Consider the following 18066-nt stretch of genomic DNA (forward strand, 5'->3'; position numbering starts at 1 on the left):
GTCGTTTACCGCAGCCTTAGCTCTCAGCTAATGAATTCAAGTTCAATCCTTCCTACGATGTGCTGTGTACCGGCACGGTAGCCGGATCGTAGGAAGGATGAATAATGGCAAAAGAGGGAAAGAAGCCAATCGGCAAGATTGTCCTAGGCATCATCGTGGTGCTGGTTATTGTCGGTGCCGTGGGCTCTATGGGCGGCAACTCAACCGATTCGTCTGCGAGCGATTCGGCAAAACCTGCCGAGACGACACGGCAGGCTGAGGAGCAAAAAGAACCGCAAGAACCGTATACCATTGCTGACGAGGCTGAAGACACTTCCAATCAGTTTACCTATAAGATCACGGGCACCCTGACCAATAACACGGACAAGGAAAAGAGCTACATTCAGATTGAATATGTTCTGTATGATGCCGATGGCAACCAGGTTGGAACGGCTCTTGCAAACACCAATCATCTGAAGGCGGGCGGCTCCTGGAAGTTCGAGGCGCTGGGTACGGTGTCTCCCGACCAGGTTGCTAGCTGGGAGCGTTCGGACGTAAGCGGTTTCTAGCATGTTGCATGCACTGGGGGAGGTGAAGTCGTATGTCCGATAAAAAGCTGACCGAGGAGTTGCTCAATGAGCTTCTCGATGCGCCGAACATCGATGGCTATATCAGGGAGCACGACTTTGCCGCCCCGTCGCTTTCGGACTACCTGAAGCAGCTACTGCAGGAAAAGGGCTTGGAGCGCTCGCGCGTGGTCCGTATGGCTGATCTCAATGAGACCTTTGGCTATCAGATCTTTACCGGTGCGCGTCATCCGAGTCGCAATAAGGTGCTGCAGATTGCCTTTGCGATGGCGCTGACGCTCAAAGAGACCAACCGTGCGCTGACGGCTGCCGGGGTAAGCGTCCTTAACTGCAAGGACCGCCGCGATGCGATTATCATCTTTTGCATCGATCGCGGGTGCAGTCTCCAAAAGGTCAACGAGGAACTGTATCGCTTTGGCGAGGAGACGGTGAGTTAGCGGCTGATATCTGAGCCGGTAGAGCTGTCGAACAACGATGCAAACGAACGGGGCGCGGATGCCATGGGGTGTCTGCGCCCTGCGCTATGATGGAGGCTATGGATACTCAGAGCCCAACATATTCCGATGACGAGCTGACCGCAGCGCTTGCCGAGCACCTGGCGTCGCTCGATCGCGACGACAGCTATCGCGTGGAGCGTGTACTTAAGCGCTCGTCCGTTGAAGCAACCGAGCTCGTGTACTTTGAAGGAACCGGCGGTGGTTCGCTCGGCCCCTTTGTCCGTAAACGCATCGATGCTTCGGCTCAAATCGGCGGGGCATACGAGCGTCTGTTTGCCGCTCAGCGGGCCGGACGCCGTTTTGAACACTTACCCCGGATTGTCGATTGCCGCCGCGCGGGCGAGGAGCTCGATGTGGTGATGGAATATGTCGAAGGCGAGACGCTCGAGGCGCTCATGGGGCGCCTGGGCGCGACGCCCGATTATGCCCGCGAGCTGTATCCCGTTCTGTGTGAAGCGGTGGGCGAGCTGCATGCTGGTTTTGCAGCTGCGGGGGAGCCAGGGGTACCGGTAATCCATCGCGACCTTAAACCCTCGAACATCATCGTATCGGGCGTGAGGTATGCGGCCGATGCTGGCATGACCTTCTCGTCGTTGGTGATTATTGACCTGGGAATCGCGCGCGTATGGCGCGATGGCGCCGATGCCGACACCGTCAAGTTTGGCACGCGACCCTATGCGCCGCCCGAGCAGTATGGGTTTGGGCAGACGAGTGTGCGCAGCGACGTGTACGCGCTGGGCGCCCTGTTGTTCTTCTGCTTGACGGGAGTCGACCCTAAACCAGGGCTCGACATGCGCGAGCAATGCGAGGCGCGCGGTATTCCCACTCCACTTTCCGATGCCGTCTGCATGTCGATGGCGCTCGATCCGGCCAAGCGTTTTGCGAGTGCGGAAGCATTGGGACGGGCGACGCGCGCGGCATACGACCTGAGTCGCCCCGTGCGGCCTCCTGCGCCTGTCCGTACTCCGGCATCGGAGACGGTGTTGACGCCCCAAGGGCTCAAGAACCCCACAGGGCATCCTGGGCCTGCCGCCTCCGCTGCATGCGGTCTGCTCTCTCGCGTTCCGGAGTCTCTGGGGCGCATTTGGAATACGCTCGTCTGCTTCTCGTTGCTTGTGTTCTTTGTCGGAAGTCACTTTGCCGTCTTTCACCCCACCGGAGCAAACCAAAGCTACCCGACGTGGCTTCTCATAATCGAGTATTTTTTCTTTGTCGATGGCCTTATGGTGCTTATGCATTTTGCGCTGTTCGATAAGCGCCGTCTTCGTCGGCGATTCGCACTGCTCGACAGCTATCGCGGCAAGAAACTCGCGAAACTCTGGCTCAAGGCATTGGGTGTGCTGCTCCTATGCATGATTGTCATAGTCGCGGTTGCCAATGCGACCGGCGTCGTCGATACTTCCGCCACCTAAAAGAAAAGGGCCCCATTGGGGCCCTTTGCAGTTGCACTTAGATGCGGTTCATCTGAGCGGCGACTTTGTTGTACCAGTCCTGCCACGTGGGCGGGCAGTACTTTTTGGCCGCTGCCGGGGTAAGGGTGGAGCCGTAGTTGGCGCCCAGATAGGCAACGTGAGCGGAGATGCCCTCGCTCCAGCTGCCAAAGCTGCGCCAACCGCCGCCACGTGCACTCCAGCCCCAGGCGTTGTAAGAATTGGCGCAATAAGCACCCTTGGTGCTCTCGATGCAGGCGATGGCGGGGGACCAACGGGGGTCGACACCGGTATTCCAAGCGGCGACGGCAAAGTTATAGCCTTGGCCTGCCATGGGGGAGCCGGCGAGATAATTGTCGATGCGGCCTGTCCACTCATTAATGAACGAATCGTAATCGGAGCTACCAGTATTGGAGCTGTTCACCGTGGTGTCGATGGTGGTGTTGGTGTTGGTGGCCTGGCTGCTGGAATTGCTGCCGCTTACGCCCTCGCCCGAGAGCTTCTCGGCGGCAGCGGCCTTATCGGCCTCAAGCTTGGCAAGCTCGGCGGCATTTTCCTGCTCGGCTTTTGCCTGTGCCTCGCTGCGGAGCTGCTGGGCCTGCGCCAGCGCATCCTCGGCGTTTTTCTGCTCTGCCTCAAGCTGAGACTTGGCTTGCTGGAGCTCGGCTTTGTTCTGCTCGAGTTCGGTTTGCATGTTATTGAGCTGCTCGATCTCGTCGACGCTCGAGCTCGTGATCTGGTTGGTGTATTTGCAGGTCGTGATGAACTCACCCAGGCTCTGCGCGTTGACCAGGAAGCTCACGATGGGATTGGTGCCCTTCTGATACTTGTACAGATCGCGCATGGCGGAGCTTGCCTTGGCCTGCTGCTCGGGAAGCTTAGCCTCGATTTCCTCGATGCTTGCCTCATTGGAGTCAATCTGCTTTTGCAGGTCATCGAGTTTGGTGCGGGCGTCGTTGTAGGCGCTCGTGGCGGCTTCGATCTTCTGCTGGGCTGCGGAAAGCTGGTCCTGCGTTGCCTGCGAGGCGGCATACGCCGCAACGGGGGAGAGCATCGGCGTGGCCGTCAGCGCAACGGCGAGCGCGGCGCTCGTGATGATACGAGCCGGCTTCGACGCAATGAGCGCTGCGGTGCGATGATTCGAATGCTGCATCCAGTCCCTCTGCAATCAATCGTAGGTTATGGTTCGAGGTGTATTCTACTACTGCTTTCGACCTCAACTTGAACCTTAAAGGTCCCAAAGGGTCAAGTTGAACTTGAGGCTTTGGCTTTGACCTGCAGTTATGATGAATTGTTGAGAAACCATAGAGTTCAACTTTAACGTTACGGGGGCCTGTTTAAGAGGGGCTTTGGGCTGTAAAAGCTATCTCAACGTGGGGTTTTACAACTACAGCGTGCCCTCCTGGCGAGCCTGCTCAATCTCTTCGAGCGCCTCGGCGGGGGTGAACGAGCAAGTGCCGTCGCCGAGCTTGACCACCTGGATTTCGTCGCCGGTATGGACCTCTCCGCCCTTTAGCACCACGCCAAAAACGCCCTCGTGGGGAAAGATGCAGTCGCCGGCGAGATAGTAGATGGCACAGCGGGTGTGGCAGACCTTACCGATCTGACTGATTTCGACCAGGACATCGTTGCCAATCTTGAGCTGCGTTCCCAGGGGGAGCGAGAGTAGATTGATGCCTTGCGTGGTGAAGTTCTCTCCAAAGTCACCCTCGTGCACATCGAGCCCGCGCGCCTGCGCCGTCTGGATAGACTCTGCAGCTAAAAAGGAAACCTGGCGGTGCCAATGCCCGGCGTGTGCGTCGGAGGCGAGGCCAAATTGCTCTATAACGGTGTCGTGCCCGTCGGCGACGGGCGACTTGCGCGTGCCCTTGTGTGCCGACGTGTTGATCGAGACGATGCGGGCGGGTCCGTTGTAGGCGTCGTTTGCCGTGCACAGGGGAGCGGTCGCTTTCGCACGTTCCGCCAGCTCGCGCCTCGCGGCATTGAGGATGGGATTATCGGTCGGATGGTCTTGGGGCACGTGTGCACCTTTCGCTCGAAGATGTCAATACGCTGAATCCTACAACAACGGTAGGTTCATTGCCCATTGTCATACAACGGTGGGCGCCGTCTTCGTGCTGGACGATTACGTCGATTGCCATAGATACGGTGGAGCTTTGGGCACCGGCGGCTTGGCACGCTAGAATAAATCAGTTGCGCAAAGACCGCCCGTTGTGTGGGCAGTTCATGATAGGAAGTTTCCATGGCATTGCAATTTACAGAGCGCGAGTTCATTCCCGTGCTGCTCGGTGGCGACATCAACGCCTATTCGGTGGCGCGCGCCTTCTACGAGGAGTACCAGGTCAAGAGTCTGGTCTTTGGCAAGTACCAGACGGGTCCCGCGTACCGCAGCCAGATTATCGACTACACGCCCAACGTGGATATCGACACCATGCCCGTGATGCTCAAAACCGTCAACGGCATTGCCCAAGCGCATGCCGATAAGACGATTGTCCTTGTGGGCTGTGGCGACAACTATGTTGCCCTCGTGGCTCAGGCCAAGGATGCTCATGAGTTGGCGGATAACATCGTCGCGCCCTACGCGCCCTACAGCATGCTCGAGCAGTGCCAGAAGAAGGAGATCTTCTACGAGCTGTGCGAGAAGCATGGCGTGCCCTATCCACACACGTTTACCTTTACCAAGGCGATGCTCAATGCTCAGGGTGAGGCGCCTGCCGAAGTGCTCGACCAGATCGATTTCCCTTACCCGATGATTCTGAAGCCTTCTGACGGCATCATGTGGTGGCAGCATGAGTTCGAGGGCCAGAAGAAGGCCTATGAGATTGCCGACCGCGCCGAGCTGGAACAGGTCATTCGCGATTCGTATGCCAGCGGCTACACCGACGATCTGATCTTGCAGGATCGCGTGCCCGGCAACGACGAGTACATGCGCGTGCTCACCAGCTATTCCGACCGCAACGGTAAGGTCCGCATGATGTGCCTGGGCCATGTGCTGCTCGAGGAGCATCAGCCCCACGGTGTCGGCAACCATGCCTGTATCATTACCGAGCCTAACGACGAACTCATGGGCGGCGTGCGCAAGTTGCTCGAGGACCTTCACTTTGTGGGCTATTCCAACTTTGACGTTAAGTACGACGAGCGCGATGGCTCGTTTAAGTTCTTCGATTTCAACACGCGCCAGGGCCGCAGCAACTACTACGTCACCAACAGCGGCTTTAACGTTGCCAAGTATGTGGTGGACGAGTATGTGTTCAACCGCCCGTTTGAGCCGGAGTTTGTGACGGCGCAGGACGAGGCGCTGTGGATGGTCGTCCCCATGGGCGTCGTCGACAAGTACGTCAAGGATCCCGAGCTGCGCGCTAAGGTGCATCGCCTGGACAAGGAAGGCAAGGGCGCCGACCCTTCGTTTATGAAGGGCGACTTTGTCTTTAACCGCTGGCTGCGCATGTGGCACACCAAGTTGCGCCACTTTAAGCTGTTCAAGACGTATTACAAGTAGATGAGTGCGGCGCCCGTCCGGTTTGCATCGGGCGGGCGCGGGTATGATACGCGCAATTGCGCAAGCGTCACCAAGGAGGCGGCGATGGAAAAGCTGGGAGTTATCGGCGGCATGGGCGCCGAGGCCACGTCGTATTACTACGACCAGGTGGTGCGTCATACGGCTGCTGCCTGCGATCAAGAACATATCGACATGGTGGTGCTCTCCAAGTCGACCATGCCCGACCGCACGCTGGCCATTAAGACCGGCGAGCATGCCAAGCTGCTGGCGACCATGAAAGAGTGTGCCCAGGCACTCGAGTCGCTGGGCTGTGCGCACATTGCCATTCCCTGCAACACGTCACACTACTTCTACGACCAGATCCAGTCGTTTACCACAGTGCCGATTATCCACATGCCACGCGAGTCGGTTCGCTATGCCCTTGCGGGTGCGGTGATGGGGGAGTGCGAGTTCGACCCCAACCTGAGTATGCCGGACGAGCCGGTGCACAAGATCGGCATCATGGGAACCGACGGAACCGTGGGCGCGGGCGTCTACGGCCGCGAATGCGAGGCTGCGGGTGTTGAGGTCGTCTATCCCAGCGAGAAACGTCAGAACGATGTGATGTCGCTTATCTACGATGATGTGAAGGCCGGACGTGAGCCCGATATGGATAAGTTCGACCGCGTGATGTGGGAGTTCGCCTGTAGCGGCTGCGACCGCGTCATTCTGGCCTGCACCGAGCTATCGGTGCTGCAGAAGTACCGAGAGATGCCCGAGATCACCCTCGACGCCATGGATGTCCTGGTGCGCGAATCCATCATCCGCAGCGGCGCCCCCTACCGTCTCTAGCTTCCGACCCGCCAAAAAGGGAGAGGTTAATTTTGGCAGGTTTTATCTGATGAAACAGTAAAGGCCTCGGCTCGTTTGGTGCGAGCCGAGGCCTTTTACGTTGGGCGGTTGCTGTCGGTGGTGAACTAGAATAGGAAGCCGATGGCGATGAGGGCGATGCTGACGATGAGCACGGCGATGTCCAGGCCCTTGATGGGATAGCGCTTGTACGAGCTGGCGCGTGTACGCAGATAGAAGCCGCGCTGTTCTGCCGCCAAGGCCGTGGCATCGGTCTTGCCCACGCTCGAGATGAGCAGTGGCACGCACAGCGGCAGCATGAGCTTAAGCTTCTTGATGGGGTTCTTGGTGTCGTACTCGACGCCGCGTGCGGTCTGCGCTTCCATGATGGCGTTCATCTCCTGACCAAACACCGGCACAAAGCGCAGCGCCGTGGTAAAGGTGAAGGCATAGCGATACGGTACGTGCAGCACCTCGACGCAGGCGTTGGCAAGGTCGTTGAGCTTGGTCACCATGAGCATGAGGATGAGCGGTAACGCCACACCCAGCAGGCGCAGACAGGCCTTCGATCCTGTGATGAGGCCCGTGTCGGTGATAAAGCCCCACACAACGTTGCCATCGCGCATAAAGGCCAGCTGGAGCACCAGCATGATAAGCGCGAGCGGAATCAGCAACTTGAGCAGCGAGAACAGACGGTCGACGACACCGGCATAGGCACCCAGCGCAAGGGTGAGTGCCAAAAAGCCCAGCAGCGCCACGTAGGTGTCGGACAAGAAGATGCCGACGATGATGGCGGCGGCGAGGCCCAGTTTGACGACGGGGTTCAGGCGATGCAACAGCGTATCGCCCGGCATGTAGTCGATGACGTTAACCACGGTGGACCATCTCCTTGGTAATTCGAACGACATCGGTGACCTCGCTCACCTGCGCAAAAGCGGGTGAGACGGAAGATGCCAGACGGCGCGAGAGTTCAATAACCTGGGGAGGCTCCACGTAGGCACGCCGCATGAGATCGATGTTCGAGAATAGCTCGTGCGTGCGGCCACGGTCGAGGATGTGACCGTTTGTCATGACGACGATGCGCTCGGCAAAGTCGGAAACAACTTCCATATCGTGGCAGACCATGATAACGGCGCAGCCGCGCTCGGCCATGGTGCGCACCGTTTCCATGACGGTCATGCACTCGCGGTAATCAAGGCCGCTCGTGGGCTCGTCGAGCACGACGATCTTGGGCTCAACCACTACGACGGAGGCAAGCGCCACCATTTGTCGCTGGCCGCGCGAAAGTGAGAAAGGTGCCTCATCGGCAGGCAGGCCAAAGCGGTCGATAACAAGTTGAGCACGGCGCAGAGCCTCGGCACGGTCGATGCCGGCAAGCTCCAGGCCAAAAGCGACCTCGTCGAGTACGGTATCCTTGCAGATCTGGCGGTCGGGGTTTTGGAAGAGCGTTGCAACCTCGCGGGCGATGCGGCTCGTGGGAACGGCTGCGGTATCCAGCCCCGTAACGCGCACGCTGCCCGAGGCGGGCTTAAGCAGGCCCGTGAGCAGCTTGGTGAGCGTGGTCTTGCCGGCACCGTTTTGGCCGACGATGCCCACGAGCTCGCCGGGATAGAGGGTCAGGTTGAGGTCGTGTACGGCGGCGCCGCCATTGGGATAGGCAAACTCAACATGGTCGAAGGTGAGCACGGGCTCGGCGTCCTTGGCGTGCGGGCGCAACGACGGTGCGTGCGGTGAGCCGGCGGGTGCCTGAATGTCGTTGCTTGCGTGTGCGGGGTCGACGATGCCCGAAATCAGGCGCTCGGCCTCATCGACATCCAAGCAAGGGGTACCGCTTACCAGGCCATCGGCCTCGAGGCTATTGAAGATGCGCGTGACGCGAGGGCAGTCGACGCCGATGGCACGGAGTTCGTCGGTATGCGCGAAGACCTCGTGTGGTTCGCCCTGCAGCGCGATTTCGCCATGGTTGAGCACGAGCACGCGGTTGCAGTACTCCGAGAGCAGGGCGACCTTTTGCTCAACGACGACGATGGTGATTCCAAGTGTGCGGTTTGCCTCGCGCAGGGTCTCGAAGACCAGCGTGGAGCTGGCGGGGTCGAGTGCCGCGGTGGGCTCGTCGAGAACCAAGACGCGCGGGCGCATGGCGAGGATGGCGGCGATGGCTACCTTTTGCTTCTGTCCGCCCGAGAGGGTTGCGATCTCGCGGTCGCGCAGGTCGCTGATGCCGACGGTCTCGAGCGTTTCGCTCACGCGCTGCTCGATCTGGTCGTGGGGAACGCCAAAGTTCTCGAGGCCAAAGAGCATCTCGTCCTCGACGACCGAGGCGACCATCTGCGTGTCGATATCCTGCAGCACGCTGCCGACGATCTGTGACACGTCGGTCAGCGAGACCTCGCAGGTGTCATGGCCGTCAACCATGACGGACCCAAAGAACGCGCCGGTGTAGTGGTGGGGCACGGCACCTGACAGGCAGGCGGCAAGCGTGGACTTGCCGGCGCCCGAGGGCCCGATGATGCCGATGAAATCTCCCTTGTTCACGCTGAGCGAGATGTGGCTGAGCGCCTGCTCGGTCTGCGTGCCATAGGAGAACGAGACATCGTCGACGTTGATGATCGTTTCCATGGATACCTTTCATAGTCATTGGGGACGTTCTTTAATGACTAGTCGTTTAAGAACATCCCCAAAAGCTAGCCGTTTGGGACAGTCTTTACCGATGGGGCACTGTGGGTTAGTTGAGCTTCAGGGCCTTCTGGATGGGCAGATAGAGGGCGCCGACCAGAATGGCGTTAAAGACGGCGGTCATGGCGACGACGGGCAGCATGGCGGCGGCGAGCTCGCCGACCACGCCGAGCATGGCCATCTTGATGATCATGAAGATGACGCCGGAGACAAAGGTGGTCAGGAAGGTTGCGACAATGGCGATGGCGGGCTTGACCTGACCGTTCTTGCCAGCGGCGTTGACGATGCCGGCCATGAGCATGGCGGCGATGCCCTCGGCGGCAAAATCGACGAACGGCGAAGTGGTGGTGATCTGGATCACGGCAGCCGAGATGAGGCCAATAACGAGCGCCTGGCCGATGTTGGGGCGAACGACCAGGATGGTGAGGCAGAAGGCCGAGATGATGAACTCGGGGCTGATCATGCCGCCCGAGATGCCTGAGATGGCCTTGCCGACGGTGAAGTTGAGGATGAAGCCGGCGGCGAGCAGGATGGCAAGCAGGACGAGGGCGCGGACATCGAGTTTGCCGCGGTCGGCGGTCTGGACGGTGCGGGGCTGGGTGGCGGCGGTGTTCTGAGACATGGTGAAAATCCTTTCGGAAGGGGAGTGCAAGAGAAAAGCGGAGGCGCGTGATGCGAATGCGATCGGGCTCGAGATAGAAAAAGGCCCCCGGTCGAAACCGGAGGCCTTCCAATCACCTAGAGCGCAAAAACAGGCGTGAGGGACTCACTGTCGACCGATCGTATTCGCATCACGCCACCACCAGTTGTTAAGAGACTTCATCGTGTTCTTCATGTCGGTGGCTCCTTTCGTGATGCCATGGCGCGGTCGCACCTAGTTGCTGTTGCGCTGCACTATAGCACAGCAAAGTGTGTGCGGGGAAATCTTTTTTGAAAAGATTTCAGGCGGGTTTCCCGCCGGTCAAAAGAGTGGGCTGAGCGGGCGAGAGGCTGCCATTGCTGCCTTGCCCGCTCAGCTAAGACGTTACTCCTTATTGCGACGGTAGAGGAAGTAACCGCCCGCGGAGATGACGGCAACGCCAGCGATGGCGAATGCGGCCACCATGCGGCCATCAAAACGATCGCCAGTGGTGGGCAGGCCGCCCTTGGTGTTCGTCTTGTTAGTGGTTACCGTGGTCGTGGTGTCGGACTTGCCAGGCTTCTCAGGCTTGGCGGCCGGCTGCTCGGGCTTAGCGGGCTGCTCGGGAGTGCCAGGCTGCTCAGGAGTGCCGGGCTGATCCGGGGTGACCGGATCGGTGGCAAGAGCATCCTTGGCGTAGGTGATGGACACCTTGAGGCCGTTGGTCTCGGTGTTCAGGTCGCTTGGGGTAAAGGGCTGGTCGAAGTTTTCGGCCTTCTGATAGGCGCGCATCTCCTGGAGCAGTGCCTTGCACTTCTTGTAGGTGTTCTCGGTAGCAGCCTTGCCGGCCTTGTTGGCCAGGGCAGTGCGGCCCTCGGTGGTCGTCTCGGCCAGCATGGCGGCGTCAACTTCCTTGTTCTGCTCGATAAGCTCGTTCTGGAGCGCATCGAGGTAGGCACGGACGCTGACACCAAGGGTGTCAGGGTTCTCGAAGCAGAGCGAGCTGATGTCCATGAGGACGTAGTTGATTGAGTTCTCGGGCTCCTCGTTGTACACGACGTCAGTCTGGTTGCAGTGATCGAAGGAGACGGTCTGATCGCTGAAGTACGGGCTGACCTCAGTTATCAGAGCGGAGTACAACGGGATGGCGACGGAGTACGCGGCGCGGGAGAGCATTTCCCACTGGATGGTAGCGACTTCGGGGTCATACCCGCGACGAATCTGGAAGAGGTTGATCTCGGTGTTGCGCTCGCTGCCGATGCAATAAACACCATCAGTGTTCGCGTTGAGGCCAGGGACGTTCTCGCCGCGGTTGCCAAAGGCACGAATCAGCTCAAAGGTGCTCCAGCCAGACTTGCCAGGCCTGAAGAACAGGGGCTGGATTTCGCTGACCATGGCTCCCTTTTGGTCAGGTTTTCCATCCTTCTTTACTGTGATAATGTCGTAATCTGTGCCTTCGGTCAGCTGACTACCAAAATAATCGCGGCCTTGCACATAGCGGGACCACTGGTTTACGCCGGAATCGGCGAGGCTTTCGCCATACGTTTGGGCGACATCGAATTTGCCGTCAGCGGAGTATTTGGCGAAGCCCTTCTCCACGGGCATGGACTCGATGCCCTCGGAGTGTAGGCAGTTCTCGGGGTCATCAAGGTCGACATCGTAGTTGAGGCTCCCGATATTAGGGTTGAGCGACGCGACGTCGTCAGCGAGCTTCATGGCGATCCACTGATGGGCGGAAAGTGTGGCGAACAGCCAGGTCTCGTTGTTGTCGGCGATGATGATCTGGTCGTTGGTGCAGACGCCTTGATCATCGATCAGTCTGCCGAGAAGCTCGACGCCCTCGCGGGCCGTGGCGCTCTCGCCCAGGATGATGCTGCCGTAACTGTACTCGCCCAGACCCACTTTCTCATCGATGTGGTCTGCTGCATCGGCCTCCTCGTTATAGGAAGTGCTTAGCGTGGCAGAGCAGGAGACGCCCTTCTCGTTGATTCCGGCCTCGGAATAGGCGTCGGTGCGACCCATCCAGTTGGAGGGGTGGTCGCGTACATAGCTGTAACGATAGGTAGGCTTGTTCGAAGTGTATTCAAAAGCAGATTCAATCGAGCTGTACTTAAAGCCAGGTTCGTGGGCAGGTTCGATGCCGTAGTGCTTAAGATAGCGCTTGCCAAAGTCCTCGGCGCGGCCGTAGTACGTATTGCCGTCGGCCGTATAGTTTTTGCCCATGTACATCTGCGTGCAGGCGAGCGCAGATGTCGGCATGGACATGATGGTTGCAGCTCCAAAGGCGAGGCCTATGCCTAGCTTCTTGAGCGCGTTGACGGGGTGAGTCTTCCTCATTTTCCCTCCCAGCGTGCGAAAGCCCTCTGTCGCCAGAGGGCTTCAGCCAATAAAGACACCCCATTAGCGTAACGAACTGGAAACAATATTCATCTATGAAAGACACTTACTCGATAAGCGTGATGAAATATGTGACGAGCGGTTAATTGTACTCAGTTTGTAGCTTTACTTTAATAAAGACGCCCTGTAATTACTGTAGCCGAATAAAGTAGCTGGGAATGCCTGAAATGAAAATCCCCTGCTGTTTGGCAAATGCATAAACAGCAGGGGAGACGATAATTGGATGAATATCATACCAATGTGGAATTACTTCTTCCGGCGGTGAATCACGTTGATCGCATAGCCGACGAGCATGGCCAAAACGATGATGATAAAGCCGAGCAGGGGATTGTCGTTCATAGGGTCCTCCTATTTTCCGAGCGGGGAGAATTCGTCGACGATGAGGTCGAGGCATTGTGGAAGCGCGCGGGCTCCAAAGACGCCCGAATTGCTGGAGATAATCTCGCCATCGAACTGCATGCCCAGCGACGGGGTGCAGGTGATCTTGGCTTCCTTGGTCTGGATGATCTTGAACTGCGGGCGCCCGAGTACCTTGCCGGCGGGGTCGAGTGCGGCGGTGATCACGGTAGGCAGCAGCTGCACGGTGCGCACGGGTTCGATGACCGCAATGTCGACCATGCCATCGTTCATACGGCAGTCGGGGAACAGGTTGATGTCGTTTTGGATGACCGAGGTGTTGCCGGCCATGCAGCAGATGCCGTCGAGCTCCTCGACAATGCCGTCATGCTCAATCGTAAAGTGCGCCACCGTGGGATTGGGCGTGGCGAGCGCGGAGAGGAAGTAGGCGATCTCGCCGATGTCGTTTTTGGTGGGGGCGGCCTTCATCATGATCTCGGCGTCGAAGCCCGAGCCGGCGATGATGATAAAGCCGTGGCGCTTCTCGTTGCCGTTCTCGTCGAGCCAAAAGAGCTCACCCATGTCGACTTTGACCGTGCGACCGGCACGGCAGGCTTTGGCGAGCGCCGCTGCCTCGGGGGCATTGCCGATGTTGTTGAAGAACAGGCAGGCTGTGCCGGAGGGGAAGACGAGCGTGGGGACACCGCACCCGCGCATCTGGTCGAGCACGTTGGAGACGGTGCCGTCGCCGCCCGAAACGACCACGCGGTCAAACTCGCGCACGTCTGCCACGGCATCCTCGGGCTCCATGCCATCGCCGATAAAACGCATCACGACCTCGTCGCCGCCCTGCGCGAGGGCGTGCGTGAATGCGTAGATTTCATCTGAGCTGGGGCCCGATGCCGGGTTGTGGATGATAAGGCAGCGCATACTTACGTTCCCGTTCTGTGACTAACCGAGTATAGTTGTAAGGCAATGCCGATATCCTACCCGTGTTTTTCGGGCCTAACCTTATTCGATGGGTTGATATGTACATTTCCACACATCAGGCTCTACTCGACTTTTGCCAGCGCGCCCGTGAGTTCGACGCGATTGCCGTCGATACCGAGTTTTTGCGCGAGCGCACATTCCACCCGCGCCTGTGCTTGGTTCAGATTGCCACCCCTGCCGAGAGCGTAGCGGTCGACCCTCTGGTGATCGACGACCTCTCGCCGCTGGCCGAGCTTATGGCCGACGAGAGCGTGACCAAGGTCTTCCACGCGTGCTCGCAGGATATGGAGGTCATGCTCCATACCGTGGGCGTGCTGCCACGACCGATTTTCGATACGCAGGTCGCCGCCGCCTTTTTGGGCGAGCGCCAGCAGATTTCGTATGGCGCGCTTGTTCAGACGTTCTGCGGCGTATCGCTGCCCAAGACCGAGTCGCTGACCGACTGGTCGCGCCGCCCGCTGACCGATAAGCAGATTGAGTATGCGATCGATGACGTCAAGTACCTGATCGTCGCCTATACCGAGATGATGAGCCGCCTGCGCGAGCTGGGCCGTGTGGGCTGGGTGCTCGACGAGCTGCGCCCGCTAGCTGACGAGTCGCACTATCGCGCCGATCGCCACGAGGCGTTCCGCAAGGTCAAGCGCATCAATTCGTGCAGCCGTCACCAGTTGGGCATCGCGCGCGAGCTCGCCGCCTGGCGCGAGGACCGCGCCGAGCGCCGTAACATCCCGCGCAAGTGGGTCATGTCCGACGACACGCTGCTTGCGCTCGTTAAGCGCAATCCCGTGCGCGTTGAGGAGTTCCGTAGCATTCGCGGTACCGATCAGTTGGGGGAGCGCGACGTGGACGGTGCGCTCATGGCCATCAAGCGCGGCGCGAGCTGCCCGCACGATCGCCTGCCGCTCATGGTGCGCGGGCATCGCCAGATTTCGCCGGAGTTGGAGAGCGTGACGGACCTGATGTATGCGCTCATTCGCCTGGTTGCCGAGCGCTCTGGCGTGGCGACCTCGGTCATCGCCTCGCGCGATGACCTGGCCGACTATATTGAGCATCCCGAGCAGAGCCCCTTGCGCGAAGGCTGGCGCTTTGAGCTTGTGGGCTCGCGCCTGGACGATCTGCTTTCCGGCAATATGGGGTTGACGGTGAAGGACGGAAAAATCGAATTGCTGTAAGGAAGCCTAGCCGCTTGAGTGGGTAGAATGCCTCCAACGTGTAACTCGATTCGGAGGAATTCGCATGCCTTATTACTATGGATACGGCTTTGGCATCGACCCGCTGTACCTGCTGGTTGTTCTTGTCTGCACGGTGCTTGGCCTTGCCGCACAGAACTATATCAACTCGACGTACAAAACCTGGTCCAAGGTTCGCTCGGACGGCGATACGGGTGCCACGGTCGCTCGCCGCATGCTCGATGCCAACGGTTGTAACGCCGTGGGTATCAAGGGTGTCGCTGGCGAGCTCACCGACCATTACAACCCGCAGGACAACAACCTGTACCTCTCTGATGCCAACCGTTCGGGCGGATCGGTCGCAAGCGTTGCCGTGGCCTGCCATGAGGCGGGCCATGCCGCCCAGCGTCAAAGCGGCTACGCCATGATGAAGGTGCGCACCGCCCTGGTCCCGGTCGTTAACTTTACCCAGAACACCTGGACCATCGTGCTACTCATGGGCCTGTTTATGAACATCGCGGGGCTTACGACCCTCGCGTTGATTTTCTTCTCGTTTAGCGTGCTGTTCCAACTCGTTACGTTGCCTGTTGAGATTGACGCCAGCCGACGTGCTGTGGCGTACATCGAGCAGTCGGGTATGAGTTCCAAGCAGGTCAACGGCGCCAAGAAGGTGCTGACGGCAGCCGCACTTACCTATGTTGCTGCAGCTCTCACCTCGATTATTCAGCTGCTCTATCTTATGGCTCGCTACAACAGAAACTCCAACCGATAACAAATTGGGTCGCTGGGCGCCGCGGGGATTCGTGTCCCCGCGGCGCTGTACTATGTGTTGGACTTGAATTTGCGCAGGGCCGAAGCCCTTGTGCACGATGACGAAAGGAGGCTGCGTGGCAGGCTGGAATCTAACCGGCAATGCCGTTTCCGCCGAGTTTGACGGTTCGGATGAGCAGGAGCGCAAGGAGCTCAGCGTGAGCCAGGCGGTGGAGATCGCCGCCGGTGCGCTCGATGCCATTCCGCAGCTGAGTGTCCTGGGCGAGGTCACGGGTTTCCGTGGTCCCAACGCCCGAAGCGGCCACTGCTACTTCCAGATTAAAGACGACTCGGCCGCCGTCGACTGCATCATCTGGAAGGGCGCCTATCTCAAGCGTACCTTCGATCTGCGCGACGGCATGCAGGTAAGCTTTAAGGGCAGCTTCAATCTCTATAAGGCCACGGGCCGCATGAGCTTCGTCGCCCGCTCGTTCTCGCTGGCGGGGGAGGGCTTGCTGCGTCAGCAGGTGGCTCAGTTGGCCGAAAAGCTGCGTCGCGAGGGCCTGATGGACGAAGCACGCAAGCGCCGCATTCCGGTGTTTTGCTCGCGTGTGGCGGTCGTCACCTCGCTTTCGGGTGCCGTAATCGACGACGTTAAGCGCACATTGCGCCGTCGCAACCCGCTCGTCGAGCTTGTCTGCGTGGGCGCAAAGGTCCAGGGCGAGGGTGCGCCGACAGAGCTTATTGAAGGCTTGCGCCGCGCCGCTGCCATTACGCCAGCGCCCGACTGTATTTTGCTCGTGCGTGGTGGCGGTTCCTTCGAGGACCTCATGACCTTTAACGACGAGGAGCTTGCCCGCGCGGTGGCGGCTTGCCCTGTGCCCGTGGTGACCGGCATTGGCCATGAGCCCGATACCTCGATTTGCGACATGGTGAGCGACCGCCGCGCCTCCACGCCCACGGCGGCGGCCGAATCGGTGGCGCCGGCCATGACGGAGTTGGCCGATGTGCTCGAGGCGCGCCATCAGCGTCTGGGTGCCGCGATGGCATCGATGATTGGGTCGGCCCAGGTCGACCTGGAGATGCTCGATCAGCGTGGCCGTCGTTCCTGGGATACCTATACGGCTCGCTTGGGCGACGCGCTCGATGCGGCCGCATGCCGCCCGTGTCTCAACGATCCGACATTTATGGTCGAGCGTCGTGAGTCAGAGCTTGCCTTGACGGCCGATCGTTTGTCCGGTGCCATAACGCGCTCGGTCGGGGCGTTCCGATCCAGCTTTGAACGCCTGCCCGAGCGTCTGGCTACAAGCACCTCGGGACTCGATGGCAAGCGCCATGCGCTCACGCTTGCGAGTTCCCGTCTGGAGCATCAGGGACGTACGATGCTCAGCAAACCCGCGTCCGACCTGGGCCGAGCTGCTGCGTCGCTCGATGCCCTGTCGCCGCTCAAGGTGCTTGCCCGTGGCTATTCCATCGCATACAGCGATGATGGTGTGGCTACGAGCGCCAAGACCTTTAAGCCCGGCGACGCCATCCGCGTGCGCATGGCAGACGGCAACGTGGCAGCAACGGTCAATACGGTCGAGTAGACCGCGTTTCATAGCGATAAACCTTTAGGAAAGGAAACAGATATGGCAGAGAAGACCCCGATCGAGCAGCTTACGTACAAGCAGGCTTCGCAGGAGTTGGAGCTCATCATCCGCAGCTTGGAGTCGGGCGATATGGAGCTTGAGGAGTCGCTCGAGAGCTATACCCGCGGCGTAGAGCTCCTCAAGAGCCTGCGTACTCGCTTGTCCGATGCCGAGCAGAAGGTCTCGGTGCTCCTTAAGGACGTCGACGGCAACGACGTGCTCGCCGACGGCGAGGCCGCCAACACGGACGACAACCTCTCGTTCTAACCACTCCGACCAAATATAATTACCTTGGTCTGTGAGAAAGGAACCAACCATGTGCGATTGCATCTTCTGCAAAATTGCCAACCACGAGATCCCCTCGACCGTTGTCTATGAGGACGACCAGGTCATCGCCTTCGACGACCTCAACCCCCAGGCGCCGGTTCACACGCTCGTGATCCCCAAGAAGCACTACAGTGACATCGCCGACAACGTACCTGCCGAGACCATGGGCGCCATGGCCCACGCCATCCAGGAGGTCGCCAAGGTCAAGGGCTTGGAGGACGGTTTCCGCGTCATCTCCAACAAGGGCGTCAACGCCGGCCAGACCGTCATGCACTTCCACATGCACGTTCTCGGCGGCAAGAGCCTGGGCGAGAACCTCATCTGAGGGCGCGTAGCCCGTCGACTTGGCTG

General features: G+C 59.3%; 17 protein-coding genes. 10 read left to right on the forward strand and 7 right to left on the reverse strand.

The genetic code is table 11. The annotated features are described in order from the left end of the window. Positions 1 to 104 precede the first annotated feature (104 nt). The 3 genes from PGW49_RS07175 (at position 105) to PGW49_RS07185 (ending at position 2475) form a co-directional block, all read left to right on the forward strand. Complete coding sequence (locus tag PGW49_RS07175) at positions 105 to 548, forward strand: FxLYD domain-containing protein (RefSeq protein WP_006234331.1); 444 nt, start codon at positions 105 to 107, stop codon at positions 546 to 548. 32 nt (positions 549 to 580) lie between these two features. Next, positions 581 to 1003, forward strand: a complete 423-nt coding sequence (locus tag PGW49_RS07180; RefSeq protein ID WP_006234330.1) for a hypothetical protein — start codon at positions 581 to 583, stop codon at positions 1001 to 1003. 98 nt (positions 1004 to 1101) lie between these two features. Then, the gene (locus tag PGW49_RS07185) at positions 1102 to 2475 is read left to right on the forward strand and encodes a serine/threonine protein kinase (RefSeq protein WP_270226076.1); all 1374 of its coding nucleotides are present in this window, start codon (positions 1102 to 1104) and stop codon (positions 2473 to 2475) included. 37 nt (positions 2476 to 2512) lie between these two features. Here PGW49_RS07185 and PGW49_RS07190 read toward each other — a convergent pair whose 3' ends face one another. Together PGW49_RS07190 and PGW49_RS07195 are read right to left on the reverse strand one after the other, a co-directional pair. Then, positions 2513 to 3646 carry a coiled-coil domain-containing protein gene (locus PGW49_RS07190; protein WP_196022755.1) on the reverse strand — a complete coding sequence of 378 codons (1134 nt, stop codon included), beginning with the start codon at positions 3644 to 3646 and terminating at the stop codon, positions 2513 to 2515. 234 nt (positions 3647 to 3880) lie between these two features. Beyond that, positions 3881 to 4513: an MOSC domain-containing protein gene (locus PGW49_RS07195; protein WP_270226077.1), complete on the reverse strand. Its 633-nt coding sequence runs from the start codon at positions 4511 to 4513 to the stop codon at positions 3881 to 3883. Positions 4514 to 4735: 222 nt separating this feature from the next. On the opposite strand from PGW49_RS07195, the gene PGW49_RS07200 reads away from it, so the two are divergent. Both PGW49_RS07200 and PGW49_RS07205 read left to right on the forward strand, forming a co-directional pair. Further along, positions 4736 to 5992 (forward strand): carboxylate--amine ligase, encoded by a 1257-nt coding sequence (locus tag PGW49_RS07200; RefSeq protein ID WP_035137907.1) that lies wholly within the window; start codon positions 4736 to 4738, stop codon positions 5990 to 5992. Positions 5993 to 6076: 84 nt separating this feature from the next. After that, positions 6077 to 6823, forward strand: coding sequence for an aspartate/glutamate racemase family protein (locus tag PGW49_RS07205; protein ID WP_270226079.1), 747 nt, complete (start codon positions 6077 to 6079; stop codon positions 6821 to 6823). A gap of 125 nt (positions 6824 to 6948) precedes the next feature. Here the strand turns inward: PGW49_RS07205 and PGW49_RS07210 are convergent, their stop codons facing one another. The 5 genes from PGW49_RS07210 to PGW49_RS07230 form a co-directional block, all read right to left on the reverse strand. Then, a complete protein-coding gene (locus PGW49_RS07210; RefSeq protein ID WP_022094111.1) occupies positions 6949 to 7695 on the reverse strand; it encodes an energy-coupling factor transporter transmembrane component T family protein in 747 nt (248 codons plus the stop codon). After that, complete coding sequence (locus PGW49_RS07215; protein ID WP_270226081.1) at positions 7688 to 9439, reverse strand: ABC transporter ATP-binding protein; 1752 nt, start codon at positions 9437 to 9439, stop codon at positions 7688 to 7690. The genes PGW49_RS07210 and PGW49_RS07215 overlap by 8 nt, the downstream gene beginning before the upstream one ends. 106 nt (positions 9440 to 9545) lie before the next feature. After that, on the reverse strand, positions 9546 to 10118 hold the full coding sequence (locus PGW49_RS07220; RefSeq protein WP_270226082.1) for a hypothetical protein: 573 nt from the start codon (positions 10116 to 10118) through the stop codon (positions 9546 to 9548). Positions 10119 to 10520: 402 nt separating this feature from the next. Next, a complete protein-coding gene (locus PGW49_RS07225; protein ID WP_270226083.1) occupies positions 10521 to 12452 on the reverse strand; it encodes a C69 family dipeptidase in 1932 nt (643 codons plus the stop codon). A gap of 408 nt (positions 12453 to 12860) precedes the next feature. Then, the gene (locus PGW49_RS07230) at positions 12861 to 13778 is read right to left on the reverse strand and encodes a diacylglycerol/lipid kinase family protein (RefSeq protein ID WP_055309791.1); all 918 of its coding nucleotides are present in this window, start codon (positions 13776 to 13778) and stop codon (positions 12861 to 12863) included. A 98-nt stretch (positions 13779 to 13876) separates the two neighbouring features. On the opposite strand from PGW49_RS07230, the gene rnd reads away from it, so the two are divergent. From rnd to PGW49_RS07255, 5 genes are all read left to right on the forward strand, one after another. Beyond that, the gene (gene rnd / locus PGW49_RS07235) at positions 13877 to 15010 is read left to right on the forward strand and encodes a ribonuclease D (RefSeq protein WP_270226084.1); all 1134 of its coding nucleotides are present in this window, start codon (positions 13877 to 13879) and stop codon (positions 15008 to 15010) included. 64 nt (positions 15011 to 15074) lie between these two features. Continuing rightward, positions 15075 to 15779 (forward strand): zinc metallopeptidase, encoded by a 705-nt coding sequence (locus PGW49_RS07240; protein WP_022094105.1) that lies wholly within the window; start codon positions 15075 to 15077, stop codon positions 15777 to 15779. A 115-nt stretch (positions 15780 to 15894) separates the two neighbouring features. Beyond that, entirely contained in the window at positions 15895 to 17346 is a 1452-nt protein-coding gene (gene xseA, locus PGW49_RS07245) for an exodeoxyribonuclease VII large subunit (RefSeq protein ID WP_333494010.1), read from the forward strand. 42 nt (positions 17347 to 17388) lie between these two features. Continuing rightward, positions 17389 to 17655, forward strand: coding sequence for an exodeoxyribonuclease VII small subunit (xseB, locus tag PGW49_RS07250; protein ID WP_270226085.1), 267 nt, complete (start codon positions 17389 to 17391; stop codon positions 17653 to 17655). Positions 17656 to 17704: 49 nt separating this feature from the next. Then, the gene (locus tag PGW49_RS07255) at positions 17705 to 18040 is read left to right on the forward strand and encodes a histidine triad nucleotide-binding protein (protein ID WP_270226086.1); all 336 of its coding nucleotides are present in this window, start codon (positions 17705 to 17707) and stop codon (positions 18038 to 18040) included. Positions 18041 to 18066: the final 26 nt, after the last annotated feature.

Origin of the sequence: Collinsella aerofaciens (assembly GCF_027679495.1) — a bacterium.
Lineage (GTDB): Bacteria > Actinomycetota > Coriobacteriia > Coriobacteriales > Coriobacteriaceae > Collinsella > Collinsella aerofaciens_AK.

Bases quoted from the DNA above. Each gene is read 5' to 3' on its own strand.
- PGW49_RS07175 (WP_006234331.1), top strand. From the start codon at position 105: ATGGCAAAAGAGGGAAAGAAGCCAATCGGCAAGATTGTCCTAGGCATC.
- PGW49_RS07230 (WP_055309791.1), bottom strand. From the start codon at position 13,778: ATGCGCTGCCTTATCATCCACAACCCGGCATCGGGCCCCAGCTCAGAT.
- PGW49_RS07225 (WP_270226083.1), bottom strand. From the start codon at position 12,452: ATGAGGAAGACTCACCCCGTCAACGCGCTCAAGAAGCTAGGCATAGGC.
- PGW49_RS07180 (WP_006234330.1), top strand. From the start codon at position 581: ATGTCCGATAAAAAGCTGACCGAGGAGTTGCTCAATGAGCTTCTCGAT.
- PGW49_RS07215 (WP_270226081.1), bottom strand. From the start codon at position 9,439: ATGGAAACGATCATCAACGTCGACGATGTCTCGTTCTCCTATGGCACG.
- PGW49_RS07200 (WP_035137907.1), top strand. From the start codon at position 4,736: ATGGCATTGCAATTTACAGAGCGCGAGTTCATTCCCGTGCTGCTCGGT.
- PGW49_RS07190 (WP_196022755.1), bottom strand. From the start codon at position 3,646: ATGCAGCATTCGAATCATCGCACCGCAGCGCTCATTGCGTCGAAGCCG.
- PGW49_RS07205 (WP_270226079.1), top strand. From the start codon at position 6,077: ATGGAAAAGCTGGGAGTTATCGGCGGCATGGGCGCCGAGGCCACGTCG.
- rnd (WP_270226084.1), top strand. From the start codon at position 13,877: ATGTACATTTCCACACATCAGGCTCTACTCGACTTTTGCCAGCGCGCC.
- PGW49_RS07255 (WP_270226086.1), top strand. From the start codon at position 17,705: ATGTGCGATTGCATCTTCTGCAAAATTGCCAACCACGAGATCCCCTCG.
- PGW49_RS07240 (WP_022094105.1), top strand. From the start codon at position 15,075: ATGCCTTATTACTATGGATACGGCTTTGGCATCGACCCGCTGTACCTG.
- PGW49_RS07220 (WP_270226082.1), bottom strand. From the start codon at position 10,118: ATGTCTCAGAACACCGCCGCCACCCAGCCCCGCACCGTCCAGACCGCC.
- PGW49_RS07185 (WP_270226076.1), top strand. From the start codon at position 1,102: ATGGATACTCAGAGCCCAACATATTCCGATGACGAGCTGACCGCAGCG.
- xseB (WP_270226085.1), top strand. From the start codon at position 17,389: ATGGCAGAGAAGACCCCGATCGAGCAGCTTACGTACAAGCAGGCTTCG.